This window comes from Pseudoalteromonas sp. P1-25 (assembly GCF_001401805.1).
GTDB lineage: Bacteria > Pseudomonadota > Gammaproteobacteria > Enterobacterales > Alteromonadaceae > Pseudoalteromonas.
The window spans coordinates 15040-27805 of sequence record NZ_LKDW01000006.1; the positions used below are offsets into that span (position 1 = coordinate 15040).

At 42.8% G+C, this 12766-nt stretch carries 11 protein-coding genes; 5 read left to right on the forward strand and 6 right to left on the reverse strand.

Annotated features, from left to right (window positions below; genetic code table 11):
* Window positions 1-7: 7 nt before the first annotated feature.
* On the forward strand, window positions 8-205 hold the full coding sequence (locus AN393_RS05620; RefSeq protein ID WP_002958133.1) for a CsbD family protein: 198 nt from the start codon (window positions 8-10) through the stop codon (window positions 203-205).
* Between the two features lie 65 nt (window positions 206-270).
* Here AN393_RS05620 and AN393_RS05625 read toward each other — a convergent pair whose 3' ends face one another.
* From AN393_RS05625 to AN393_RS05635, 3 genes are all read right to left on the reverse strand, one after another.
* The gene (locus AN393_RS05625; RefSeq protein WP_055017564.1) at window positions 271-2532 is read right to left on the reverse strand and encodes a xanthine dehydrogenase family protein molybdopterin-binding subunit; all 2262 of its coding nucleotides are present in this window, start codon (window positions 2530-2532) and stop codon (window positions 271-273) included.
* Window positions 2529-3026, reverse strand: a complete 498-nt coding sequence (locus AN393_RS05630) for a (2Fe-2S)-binding protein (RefSeq protein WP_055017565.1) — start codon at window positions 3024-3026, stop codon at window positions 2529-2531. Before AN393_RS05630 ends, AN393_RS05625 begins: the two co-directional genes overlap by 4 nt.
* Before the next feature lie 184 nt (window positions 3027-3210).
* Complete coding sequence (locus tag AN393_RS05635) at window positions 3211-3966, reverse strand: hypothetical protein (protein ID WP_055017566.1); 756 nt, start codon at window positions 3964-3966, stop codon at window positions 3211-3213.
* A gap of 179 nt (window positions 3967-4145) precedes the next feature.
* On the opposite strand from AN393_RS05635, the gene AN393_RS05640 reads away from it, so the two are divergent.
* Together AN393_RS05640 and AN393_RS05645 are read left to right on the forward strand one after the other, a co-directional pair.
* Window positions 4146-5057: a hypothetical protein gene (locus AN393_RS05640; RefSeq protein WP_055017567.1), complete on the forward strand. Its 912-nt coding sequence runs from the start codon at window positions 4146-4148 to the stop codon at window positions 5055-5057.
* Window positions 5054-5626: a hypothetical protein gene (locus tag AN393_RS05645; RefSeq protein WP_055017568.1), complete on the forward strand. Its 573-nt coding sequence runs from the start codon at window positions 5054-5056 to the stop codon at window positions 5624-5626. The genes AN393_RS05640 and AN393_RS05645 overlap by 4 nt, the downstream gene beginning before the upstream one ends.
* 65 nt (window positions 5627-5691) lie before the next feature.
* Here AN393_RS05645 and metH read toward each other — a convergent pair whose 3' ends face one another.
* From metH to metA, 3 genes are read right to left on the reverse strand one after another with little or no spacing between them, the layout of a single operon-like run.
* Window positions 5692-8325 (reverse strand): methionine synthase, encoded by a 2634-nt coding sequence (gene metH / locus AN393_RS05650; RefSeq protein WP_055017569.1) that lies wholly within the window; start codon window positions 8323-8325, stop codon window positions 5692-5694.
* A 10-nt stretch (window positions 8326-8335) separates the two neighbouring features.
* On the reverse strand, window positions 8336-9409 hold the full coding sequence (locus tag AN393_RS05655; protein WP_055017570.1) for a homocysteine S-methyltransferase family protein: 1074 nt from the start codon (window positions 9407-9409) through the stop codon (window positions 8336-8338).
* Window positions 9399-10346: a homoserine O-succinyltransferase gene (metA, locus tag AN393_RS05660; protein WP_055016857.1), complete on the reverse strand. Its 948-nt coding sequence runs from the start codon at window positions 10344-10346 to the stop codon at window positions 9399-9401. Before metA ends, AN393_RS05655 begins: the two co-directional genes overlap by 11 nt.
* A 232-nt stretch (window positions 10347-10578) precedes the next feature.
* Between metA and ettA the strand changes: the two genes are divergently transcribed.
* On the forward strand, window positions 10579-12252 hold the full coding sequence (gene ettA, locus AN393_RS05665; protein ID WP_055016856.1) for an energy-dependent translational throttle protein EttA: 1674 nt from the start codon (window positions 10579-10581) through the stop codon (window positions 12250-12252).
* A 118-nt stretch (window positions 12253-12370) separates the two neighbouring features.
* Window positions 12371-12736: a PilZ domain-containing protein gene (locus AN393_RS05670; RefSeq protein WP_055016855.1), complete on the forward strand. Its 366-nt coding sequence runs from the start codon at window positions 12371-12373 to the stop codon at window positions 12734-12736.
* Window positions 12737-12766 lie beyond the last annotated feature (30 nt).

Genomic DNA, 12766 nt, shown 5'->3' on the forward strand with positions numbered 1-12766 from the left:
GAAACTTATGAACAGCGATCGTATGAAAGGTAATTGGAACGAACTTAAAGGTAAGGCGCAACAAAAATGGGGCGATCTTACTGACGACGATTTAGACAAAATTGAAGGTAGCCGTACAGAGCTAGTGGGGAAAATCCAGCAGCAGTATGGTAAATCTAAAGAAGAAGCAGAGCGTGAAGTAGATGAGTTTGAAAAAACTCACTAATCGCTAACTTCTAAAAAACCGCCATTTGGCGGTTTTTTTGTTTTATGGCTAATAAAGGTAATTATTTACGTTTTTAATTGGTTACCTATAGGCAGTTGCCTAATACGCTTACCGCAAGCGGCAAAAATAGCGTTACACAATGCAGGGGCGTAAACCGGCGTTGCGGGCTCGCCTACACCAGCAGGTGGTGCATCGCTTTGTATTATTTCTACTTCTACCTCTAGTGGTGAATCGCTCATACGCGGTACGCGGTAATCATGAAAATTACTTTGCTGTACGCGGCCTTTATCAAAGGTAATACCATCGCTTATTGCGGTTGTAATACCGTAAATAGAGCCACCTTGGGTTTGGTTTTTAACGGTATCGGTGTTTACAACCGTACCTGCATCAATAGCCACCCACGATTTAATCACGTTTAAATCGCCAGCGTCCGATACCTCTACCTCAACCACAGTAGCCACATAGGTTAAAAAGCTGCGGTGCGCTGCAATACCTAACCCGCGACCTTTTGGCAGCTTTCGGCCCCATTTACTTATCTCAGCCACTTTTTCAATAACATGGCGTAACTTGCCAATATCTAATGGGTAAACGTCTTTATCGGCGCCATAGTTATCGTACGAGGCATTTTGCTCGGTTACATCTAAAATACGATCAGGGCCTATGGTTTCGAGTAAATAGTCTTTTTGGTCGCGCCCTGCTTTGTGCGCCGCTTCAGCAATAAATGACTGAATAGCAAAAGCATGAAAAATATTTGATACCGAGCGCATCCAGCCTACTCTTGTTTTAGCGGGTGCTTCGCCATTTTCTAGCTTTAAATTAGGTGAGTTAATAGGGTTATCGGTAAAGCCTAAGCGCAGCTCAAAACCTGCAGGCGACGTTGCCCCTTCTTGGAAGGTAGACATAATTGGCGAAAACGCCGTGCGATGTAAATAAGCTTCTATGTTACCTTTTTCATCTAGTGCAGCTTCAATATGTTGAGCCGATACCGCATGATAAAAACTGTGTTGTATATCATCCTCTCGCGTCCATTGTACGCGAATAGGTTGCCCTACTTTCATTGAAATGTAAGCGGCTTCTGCCGAAAAATCAGGTTTTGATTTACGCCCAAAACCGCCACCTAGCATGGTGACATGTACGTTAATTTTACTCTCGTCCATACCCAGTAATGCGGCTACGGTTTTCATATCTGCTTGCGGGTTTTGCGTTGCAGCCCAAATATCAACGCGGTCTTTATGATACATCGCCGTAGCGCACGGTGGTTCCATTGGTGCTTGAGCTAGGTGCGGCGCATAGTAATCGGCTACTAACGTATTGCTCGATTTAGCCAATATGTTGGTGGCATCGCCTTTTTCACGCACATGCGCTTGCGGCTCACTCACTGTTTGTAATAACGACTTTTTAAAGTTTTCTGAATTATAATCGCCGTTTTTACCATCATCCCACACTACTTTTAGTGCTTTACGCGCCTGCCATGCAGCCCAGGTATTTTTAGCAACAATAGCAATGCCGCCTTTTGGCTGAAATTGCGGCGCACCTTTTGGAACAGGCATTTCAATAACATCAACTACGCCATTAATTGCTTTAGCGGCGCTGGCATCAAACGATTTAACCACACCACCTACTACCGGCGGGCGCTCAATCATCGCCACCAGCGCTTTTGGTTCGCGTACATCGGCAGCAAATGTGGCTTTACCGGTTACTAAGTCGGTTAAATCTATGTGCGCCATACCGGTATTTATATAACGCCATTCTTTACGTGTTTTAAGTGTTAACTTGTCAGGCTCTGGCGGGGTAATACCAAGCGCGAGGTCAATTAAGTCTTTATAGGCAAGCGTTTTACCCGAGCTGTGGGTAACCACGTGCTGATTAGCTGTACAGGTTTGCGGCCCAACGTTCCAATATTTAGCAGCTGCGTGCTGCATCATGTAGCGAACACTTGCGCCCATTTCGCGCAGGCGTTGCATGTTGTAGCGAATACTGCGCGAACCATCGGTATTTTGATCCCCATATTTAGGGTCGCCCTTACCTTGAATAACAACCACTTTATCCCATGCAGCTTCCATTTCGTCTGCCACAATTTGGGCAATGGCGGTACGAATTTGTTGGCCCATTTCAGAGCGGTGGCAGGTTATTTCAACCATGCCATCGGGGCGCAGCGCTATAAATAAGTTGGCACGTTTTGCTTGCTCAGAGGGTTGCTCTAACACGCCTGCAAACACTTTTGGTGCACTGCCTACAAAATAAGTGCCTAATACTAATGCGCCTATTGCGCTGGTTTTTAAAAATTGGCGACGGTTTAGGTCAAAGTACGTATTGTTGTTTTTCATACTTCTTCCCCTTGTTCATTTGGGTCAAAATATTCAACGCCCGCCATGGTTTTAGCTGCCGACTTAATCGCTTTATGAATACGCGGATACGTGCCACAACGGCAAATATTGCCCGACATATTATTCACTATTTCGTCATCAGTTGGATTAGGGTTAGCGGCTAATAAGCTTGCCGCCTGCATGATTTGTCCGCACTGACAAAACCCACACTGCGGCACTTTATGCTCAACCCAGGCTTTTTGCACAGGATGATCGCCCTGCTCGCTTAGCCCTTCAATAGAGGTAATATTACGCCCTACTACAGCCGATACCGGTAATATGCACGAGCGCTGCGCTACGCCATCAATATGTATGGTGCACGCACCACATTGCGCCATACCACAGCCAAACTTAGGCCCGGTTAAATTTAATTCATCTCGAAGATACCAAAGCACCGGCGTTGACGGATCGCCTGTAAACTCATGTTTATTACCATTAACGGTAAGCGTGATCATATTTAACTCCTTGGCAAAGCGCTTTAAAGGAATGCCTTGTTGCGCGAGAACGGTTTGAATAATTGCTACATTTTTAGCCTACCACTTAGATCAATTTTATTGAAATTTTTATCGGCGAACTGCTAATTAATAGCCGTTATTAAGTGGCCGCTTATTGGGTATACATAAGAAGGGTTTGTTGACTCTACTCAGCACTTATAACTCGCTCTTTTAATAACTGCTCATCATCTTTATAAACTTCAAGCCAACCAGGTGGCGATGTATCGCAGCCAATGATAGTAACGTGTAATATGTAGCTATAACGTCCGTTTTTAAACGTATAATGATGATTACCGCCACTACCCTCAAAGGTAATATCACCGTTTAATAAAACCATATCTGGCTTATCGCTAATCTTTTTATCAATACTCCACACTGCATAACGGTAATTTCTATCACCTAAATCATCAACGCGAATATGGTAGTTAGCCATTTTCCAATCGAGTACTGGCTCTTCAAACGTATTAATACTTGAATGAAGTGATTGCTTGTCTTGTTCAATTAAGCGTTTAGCAAATGCCTGCTCTTTAGCTGTGTGGCTATTTATACCGATAATTTTACCGTCAGTATCAATCCACATCACGCCGCTATTTAGCATAATGCCTCGCCAACCTACGCTATCCCAATCGGTATTAATATTAGAGCTGCCAATAACGGCAACAAGTTCATCGTCAAACACTTCATCAAAGCGGTTAATAAACTCAGCTTCATTTTTAATGTCAGGCAATGGGTATTGCCTTTTTAGAGGGTAGCGAATATGCGCAGCAATCTCAGTTTTATCCTGCGTTTTAAAAGCAGCAATAACAGGTAAAACACTCTCATGATACTTTTGCTCAAGCGCAAATGCGTTCGATGTGAAAAGTAGAGATATGCAAAGTAAGATGTAATTTAGATACTTCATTAATAGCCTATTAATATGTAACAAATAAAAAGTTTTGAGTGTTATCGTTTAAAGTTAAATGTTTAAGACATTTATAATTTTGAGTTAAAAATCTAAATCCTGACTTTAAACTTTGACTATACATACAAATTGTATAATATAGATGCATTATAGGTACATACTATTTATAGGGAAATAAAATGTTAATATCCGCCAGGGAAGATCTTAGAAGCCGCCAAAAAGAAAAGCAGTTATCTGCAACCTTAAAGTCAAACCAGTATAATCTAGTTCACATGAATGCATCTGAATTTGTTGATTATATTGTTAGCCTAAAAAAGCTTGCTGGGCAAAGTCCTGGTAAAATTATTAATTGGTTTGAGACTGTATTTGAGAAAAATAATATTTCATCTGACTTATGGCCACTTTATAGAGACTGGATAAAAAATAGTTCAGGCCTTATTCCAATTGGGATGGATATAGTTGCAGTTACGGCTATAGCAACAGAAATGAAAAGAAGCGGAAAAGCTTTTGATACTTTTAAAGTAAAAAGTTATTCAGGGAAAAACTATATAATTTTCAAAGGTTATCCAGGTCTAAGACGGCACCTCACTGGAACTCGCTATTTAGCGAACAACCCACAACTTGTATCATTTGGTATAGGTAAACTCGGCGCAAAAAAATCAATTAAAACAGGCTTTTTGGTTAGTATTCTTATATCTGCAGGATTTCATACAGTAGAACAATTAGTTAATGATGAGAAGCTGTGGCACGACTTTATAGGTGGTTTCTCTGTTGATGTTGCTATTGCCGCTACATCATCTAGCATTGCATGGTATGCTGTCTCTTCTATTGTAGGCACAGCTGCTGTTGTTGCTGTAGGTCCGATGATAGCTGTAATAGTGATTGGTACTGCATTAACTTTTTTTGCTTATACTTTTATCGATAGTGATGAGTTATCTGAAAAAATTGCTTCAAGCTTAAGAGTAGCGGAAAAAAACTTAAAAAGTAATATACAAAGAGTACAAAACCAATTGCATGATGCTCAACGCTTGTATGAAGAAAGCCCCATAGAATTTATGCACCGAATTTTCGGTTTACCTTTCTTAAAATGAATTACGATAATTTAATGACATCTGAAAAATTAACTTTAAGCGAAAATATTAAACATGCTTTTTTATTTATACTGTTTTTAATTTTTACCATAGCCTCACCTTTTGCGGCATGGATTGAAGTATCGTCAGTAATTGAAGCTTTAAACAACAACGCCCTCATTTTTAAAGAACGCAGCTTTAGCCCAAGTTTAATTTTGTGCGTTCCAATGTTTGGGACGCTAACAGGCTTACTCTGGCTAAAAATTAAGAACACTGAAATTAGCCCAAGCCTACTGAATAAGTGGTTCAAACTGTGTGGAATAACTTTATTAGTTATGGTTGTTACTATACCCGTTTACACTAACATTATTGAAAATAAAATTGAGAGTGAAGGTTATAGTATTTGTAATTGGTATGGCCGAGGCTCAATTGGTGCGCCTGATATTTGGGTAAGCTCCCAAAGCTATTGCATTAAAGAAGGCTTTAAAGTCAGAGTGGAGCTAATAGATTGGTTAAAACAACAAACGACTAAACCAACTCCAAAAGATGTTACGAATAAAATAAATGAGTTGCTCACTAATAAACTTTAATACAAAAACGAGCCTAATTGGGCTCGTTTTTCTTTTACTGATCGCTTCGCTATTTAACCACTTCGCTATGATTCCGGCTCATACCCCAAGTTAGGCGATAGCCATCTTTCTGCCTCTGCGAGCGTCATATTAGTTCGCTTGGCGTAGTCTTCTACCTGATCCTTTTGAATAGCTGCTACGGCGTAGTATTTTGCCTCTGGGTGTGAGAAATACCAGCCCGAAACAGCAGCCCCTGGCCACATGGCGTAGGAGCTAGTTAGCTGCATGCCAATGCGTTTTTCGGTATCGAGCAGCTGCCAAATTTTCTTTTTCTCGGTGTGTTCTGGGCACGCTGGGTAACCTGGCGCTGGGCGAATACCTTGGTAGTTTTCGCGGATTAGCTCATCGTTAGTTAAGTTTTCATCGGCTGCGTAACCCCAATACTCTTTGCGTACTTGTTCGTGCAGGTATTCTGCAAAGGCTTCTGCGAGCCTGTCGGCAACCGCTTTTACCATTATTTTATTGTAGTCGTCTTGCTTGGCGTCGAACGCATCGGCTAAGTCGTCTTCTTCTAAACCGCCCGTTACGGCAAACGCACCAAAGTAATCAGGTGTGCCTTTTGGCGCAATGTAGTCGGCCAAACAGTAATTAGCAAAGTCGGTTTTTTCGGTTTGTTGACGTAAATGGCACGAGATGGTTAACAGCTCTTTGCGAGTTTCGTCGGTGTAAATTTCTATGTCATCGCCCACGCGGTTTGCAGGGAATAAACCAATAACACCTAAAGGTTGCAAAGCACCTGACTTTTCAAGGTCGTCGAGCATGTCGTTAGCATCTTTAAATAAGCTACGTGCTTGCTCGCCAACGACTTCATCGTCCATTATGCGTGGGTATTTGCCAGCGATTGACCACGTCATAAAGTACGGGGTCCAATCTATGTATTTACGCAACGTGGCGATTGATACATTTTTAAACTCAGTCACGCCCAGTTTTTTAGGCACAGGAGGCGTGTAATTATCCCAATCAAGCTTGGCGGCGTTATCGCGGGCACGCTGTATGGTAACCGGTTTAGAACGTGGTTTTTTACGTGCTTGCTGCTCGCGTACTTTTTCGTACTCGGCTTTAGTTTTTTCTAAAAAGGCGGGTTTTAGATCGTTTGATAACAAGCTGGATACTACGCCCACTGCCCGGCTGGCGTTATTTACGTACACTACGCCTTTGTCGTACTGTGGCTCTATTTTTACTGCAGTATGCGCTTTAGAGGTCGTAGCGCCGCCAATCATAAGTGGTAACTCAAAGCCTCGGCGGGTCATTTCTTTGGCTACGTGTACCATTTCATCAAGCGATGGGGTAATTAAACCCGAAAGGCCGATTATGTCGGCTTTTTCGTCAATCGCGGTTTGCAATATTTTTTCGGCAGGTACCATTACGCCTAAATCGATTACTTCGTAATTATTACATTGCAGTACTACGCCCACAATGTTTTTACCAATGTCGTGCACGTCGCCTTTTACGGTGGCCATAACGACTTTACCGTTAGTGGCGCCTTCTTCTTTTTCAGCTTCTATGAATGGGTCTAAGTAGGCCACTGCGCGCTTCATTACACGGGCAGATTTAACAACCTGCGGTAAAAACATTTTACCTGCACCAAATAAATCCCCTACCACGTTCATGCCATCCATGAGCGGCCCTTCAATCACGTGAATAGGTTTATCGGCAGCTGCGCGGCACTCTTCCGTGTCTTCATCTATAAAGGTGGTAATGCCTTTGACAAGGGCGTGCTCTAGGCGTTTTTCAACAGGCCATGTGCGCCATTCTAAATCTTCTACGCGTTCGGCCTGTGCCATACCCGAAAACTTAGGGGCTATTTCTACAAGTCGCTCACCTGCACCGGGGTCGGTATTAAGGATTACATCTTCTACGGCTTTACGAAGTTCCTCGGGGATGTCGTCGTAAACCGCAAGCTGCCCTGCGTTTACAATGCCCATATCCATACCCGCTTTTATCGCGTGGTATAAAAACACCGAGTGAATGGCTTCACGTACGGGGTTATTACCTCTGAATGAGAACGATACATTTGACACCCCACCCGACACTTTACAGTGCGGTAAGTTTTGTTTAATGCGGCGTGTGCCTTCAATAAATTCTACGGCGTAGTTGTCGTGCTCTTCTATACCGGTGGCTACAGCAAATATATTAGGGTCGAATATAATATCCTCCGGCGGAAAACCTATTTCATCGACTAATATTTTGTAGCTGCGCTCACATATTTCGTACTTTCTATCTGCGGTGTCGGCTTGGCCTTCGGTATCAAACGCCATAACAACAGCGGCTGCGCCAAATCGTTTAATAATTTTAGCTTGGCGCTTAAACGGCTCTTCGCCCTCTTTAAGCGATATTGAGTTAACAATAGCTTTGCCTTGAATACATTTAAGGCCTGCCTCTATTACATCCCATTTAGAGGAGTCGACCATAATAGGCACTTTAGATATATCGGGCTCTGAGGCAATTAAGTTTAAAAACTTAACCATGGCTGCTTTTGAGTCCAACATGGCTTCGTCCATGTTTATATCAATAATTTGGGCGCCGTTTTCTACTTGTTCGCGAGCAACGTTAAGCGCTGTCTCGTAATCTTCTTCCATGATTAAGCGTTTAAACATGGCAGAGCCGGTTACGTTAGTACGCTCGCCGACGTTGGTAAATACTGCAATTTGTTGAGTCATTGTCGGCTCCTTAATTTAAGTTACAGGCTTCAAGGCCTGATAAACGCATGCGAACATCAAGCTCTGGTAAAGGGCGAGGTGTAACCCCTTCAAGCCCTTTAGCAAAGGCGCGAATATGCGCAGGCGTGGTGCCACAGCAACCGCCAACAATATTAATAAAGCCCGATTTGCCCCAATCTATGATCTCTTTTGCCATGTCGTCTGCTTCTAGATCGTATTCTCCAAACTCATTGGGTAAGCCTGCATTAGGGTGCACTGAGGTAAAGGTTTCGCACACGCGCGAAAGCTCTTCTACGTATTGGCGCAGTAAATCGGGGCCAAGGGCACAGTTAAGGCCAATTGAAATAGGCTTAATATGGCGAATAGAGTTATAAAATGCCTCGGTTGTTTGCCCTGAAAGCGTACGGCCTGAGGCATCGGTAATGGTGCCCGAGATCATCACTGGCAATGTGCGCCCGGCTTGCTCAAACGCTTCTTCTACTGCAAATGAAGCTGCTTTTGCATTGAGGGTGTCGAAAATGGTTTCGATAAGTATTAAATCAGCGCCGCCTTCCATTAATGCAAGAGTAGACTCAACATACGCAGTAACCAGCTTATCAAAGGTAATATTACGATAGCCTGGGTCGTTTACATCTGGCGAGATAGAGCAGGTTTTAGAGGTTGGCCCTAACACACCGGCTACATAGCGTGGTTTTTTTGGGTTTTGGGCTGTGAACTCGTCACATATAGCGCGCGCAAGCTTGGCCGACTCTAGGTTTACCTCACGACTTATGCTGGCCATGTCGTAATCTTCCATCGAAATGGTGGTTGAGTTAAAGGTATTGGTTTCAATAATATCTGCACCGGCGGCTAAAAAGCTACGGTGTATATCGGTTATTAGCTCAGGTTTTGTAAGGCTTAATAAATCGTTATTGCCTTTAATTAGTACGTGCCAGTCTTTAAAGCGCTCGCCTCGGTAGTCTTCTTCTTCAAGCTTGTGAGTTTGGATCATGGTACCCATTGCACCATCTAAAATTAAAATACGCTGTTTTAGCGCAGCGCTTAATTCACTTTGCTTATTTTTGTTTGGCACGTTATTCGGCATAGTTGTTAGTCCTCACATCTTGGCTAACTAAATTAATATCATAAGGTGTAGTTTGGTACACGTAGTAGTTTAACCAGTTCGAAAACAGCAAAAAGGCATGGCTTTGCCACGTTTTTGAGGGCTTTTTACTTGCATCGTTATCTGGAAAATAGTTTTCGGGTTTTGGCGCATTAGGGCTTTTTTGTAAATCGCGCTCGTACTCTGCTTTTAGTGTGTCGGCATCGTATTCTGGGTGGCCGGTTATAAACACTTGGCTGCCCGACTTATTTTTCATTAAGTAAGCGCCTACTTTTTCAGAGCCTGCCAGCACGACTATATCGTCGCAGGCATTAATTTTATTTATATCTATGTGGCCATAACGTGAGTGCGGCACTAAAAAGGTGTCGTCGAATCCACGCGTAAGCGCACCATGGTCAAAGTAACACTGGTGGGTAAACACGCCACAGAGTTTATCTTCTTTTAAATCACGCTTTAAATTGTAACGGTGATACAACGCTGCATGCGCCGCCCAGCACGAAAACAGCGTAGATGTAACGTGCTGCTCTGCCCAGTCAATAATCACTTTTAGCTCATCCCAGTAGGCTACATCGTCGTATTCAAGGTGAGCGAGTGGTGCGCCGGTAACGATCAATGCATCGTAGTTATTGTCTTTTACTTCTGAAAAATAACGGTAAAAAGTATCTAGGTGCTCTTCTGAATTGCTACTGCTGCGGTGCGTATCTAGGCGTAATAGCTCTACATTTACTTGCAAAGGAGAATTAGCAAGCAAACGAATAAACTGTACTTCGGTTTCTACTTTATTAGGCATTAAATTTAAAATAGCCAAACGCATTGGGCGAATTTCTTGCGTTTTTGCACGGCTTTTTGGCATTACAAACACGTTTTCTTCACGCAAACGGGCAATAGCCGGTAGCTCGTCTTTTACTGTGATTGGCATATTTTACTCCTACTCATAAAAACCGAGAATTTATACGCTCTCATTATGAACAGAATGCCAAAAATATCAACCTCTAGATGTATAGATGTCTAAATGAAATTTATTCATGATTTTATACTTTATCAACCTGCAGCCATTAGCGCTTTAAAACCCGCCATTCGTTGACTGTTTCACCCGTGAGCCACTACAATACAACATTGAAATTTTTATTATTATTTGAAGGCTTTCCTCCATGGTTTTACCTGATAAGTTTATTTTCTCGATGAGTCGAGTATCTAAAGTTGTGCCACCTAAGCGCACAATTTTAAAAGATATTTCGCTGCACTTTTTCCCTGGCGCTAAAATTGGTGTGCTAGGTTTAAACGGTGCTGGTAAATCTACATTACTTCGCATTATGGCCGGTGTTGACCAAGACTTTGAAGGTGAGGCACGCCCTCAACCGGGCACTAAAATTGGTTACTTACCGCAAGAGCCAGTACTGGATGAAAGCAAAACAGTACGCGAAATAGTTGAAGAAGCTGTAGGTGAAGTAAAACACGCCCTAAACCGCCTTGACGAAGTGTACAACGAGTACGCAATGGACGGCGCTGACTTTGACGCCCTAGCAAAAGAGCAAGGCGAGCTTGAAGCGATTATTCAAGCGCACGATGGCCACAACATCGATAACGTTTTAGAGCGCGCTGCTGATGCACTGCGTCTACCAGAATGGGATGCTAAAATTGAGCACCTTTCAGGCGGTGAGCGCCGCCGTGTTGCTATTTGTCGTTTATTACTTGAAAAGCCAGATATGCTTATTCTCGATGAGCCTACTAACCACTTAGATGCTGAGTCGGTTGCATGGCTTGAGCGCTTCTTACATGATTACGAAGGCACTGTTGTGGCAGTAACCCATGACCGTTACTTCCTTGATAATGTAGCTGGCTGGATATTAGAGCTTGACCGTGGTGAAGGTATTCCGTGGGAAGGTAACTACTCTTCTTGGCTTGAACAAAAAGATGCACGTTTACAGCAAGAACAAAAATCAGAAAAAGCACGCCAAAAATCAATTGCTCAAGAGCTTGAGTGGGTACGTTCAAACCCTAAAGGCCGCCAAGCTAAGTCTAAAGCACGTATGGCGCAGTTTAGCGAGCTACAGCAGTCTGATTACCAAAAGCGTAACGAAACTAACGAGTTATTTATTCCACCAGGCCCGCGTTTAGGCGACCAAGTGCTAGAAGTGAATAACTTACGTAAGAGCTTTGGCGATCGCGTATTAATCGACGATTTAAGCTTTAGTATGCCAAAAGGCGCGATTGTGGGCATTATTGGTGCCAATGGTGCGGGTAAATCAACCCTATTTAAAATGCTAAGTGGTGAAGAGCAGCCAGATAGCGGCAGCATCAGCGTAGGTGAAACTGTAGAGCTTGCAACAGTTGATCAGTTCCGTGGCAATATGGACGAAAGCAAAACTGTTTTCCAAGAAATATCTGACGGGCAAGATGTGCTAAAAATTGGTAACTTTGAGTTCCCAAGCCGTGCATACGTTAGCCGCTTTAACTTTAAAGGTAATGACCAGCAAAAGTTTGTAAAAGACTTATCGGGTGGTGAGCGTAACCGTTTACACCTTGCTAAGCTTTTAAAAGCGGGCGGTAACGTGGTACTACTAGATGAGCCAACCAATGACCTTGATGTTGAAACACTACGCGCGCTTGAAAACGCTATTTTAGAGTTCCCAGGCTGTGTAATGTGTATATCGCATGACCGTTGGTTCCTTGACCGTATTGCAACACACATTTTAGATTACCGCGACGAAGGCCAAATTAACTTTTTCGATGGTAACTACACTGAATACGAAGAGTGGCTTAAAAAGACCTTAGGTGCAGAAGCTGCGCAACCTAAGCGTATTAAGTACAAAAAAATTGGTTAAGTGTTAACTGATACAACAAGCCCTGCATTTATGCGGGGCTTTTTTATGCCTTTTTTTATCGCTATGCGCTATTTCCCGCTATGCTTGTTTAAAATATTACAAAAAAGGCACTCGTTTTATGGAAAATCGTCGTCAGTTCTCGCGCATTCTTTTTTCAACTTCTGCACAGCTAGAATTTGCAGGGAGCACTTACCCATGTAAGTTGCTTGATGTATCGTTACACGGAGCGCTGATCACAAAATGTGACGCTTTTAATGGTAAAAAAGACAGCGACGCAACACTACGCTTTACTTTGCCACAAAGCGATATAGAAATAAGAATGGACGTTCTTATTTGCCATATTGAGCAAAAGCACGTTGGCCTTAAATGCCACCATATTGATATAAACAGCATTACCTATTTAAAACGATTGGTAGAGCTTAATTTAGCTGATGACAAACTACTTCACCGAGAACTTACTTCATTAATTGAAGACCCACAATAGACTGCTTTAGTTAAGTTTATTACCATAGCG

Coding starts and splice junctions, on each gene's coding strand:
- AN393_RS05620 (WP_002958133.1), top strand. CDS start 8: ATGAACAGCGATCGTATGAAAGGTAATTGGAACGAACTTAAAGGTAAG.
- AN393_RS05625 (WP_055017564.1), bottom strand. CDS start 2,532: ATGAAAAACAACAATACGTACTTTGACCTAAACCGTCGCCAATTTTTA.
- AN393_RS05630 (WP_055017565.1), bottom strand. CDS start 3,026: ATGATCACGCTTACCGTTAATGGTAATAAACATGAGTTTACAGGCGAT.
- AN393_RS05635 (WP_055017566.1), bottom strand. CDS start 3,966: ATGAAGTATCTAAATTACATCTTACTTTGCATATCTCTACTTTTCACA.
- AN393_RS05640 (WP_055017567.1), top strand. CDS start 4,146: ATGTTAATATCCGCCAGGGAAGATCTTAGAAGCCGCCAAAAAGAAAAG.
- AN393_RS05645 (WP_055017568.1), top strand. CDS start 5,054: ATGAATTACGATAATTTAATGACATCTGAAAAATTAACTTTAAGCGAA.
- metH (WP_055017569.1), bottom strand. CDS start 8,325: ATGACTCAACAAATTGCAGTATTTACCAACGTCGGCGAGCGTACTAAC.
- AN393_RS05655 (WP_055017570.1), bottom strand. CDS start 9,409: ATGCCGAATAACGTGCCAAACAAAAATAAGCAAAGTGAATTAAGCGCT.
- metA (WP_055016857.1), bottom strand. CDS start 10,346: ATGCCAATCACAGTAAAAGACGAGCTACCGGCTATTGCCCGTTTGCGT.
- ettA (WP_055016856.1), top strand. CDS start 10,579: ATGGTTTTACCTGATAAGTTTATTTTCTCGATGAGTCGAGTATCTAAA.
- AN393_RS05670 (WP_055016855.1), top strand. CDS start 12,371: ATGGAAAATCGTCGTCAGTTCTCGCGCATTCTTTTTTCAACTTCTGCA.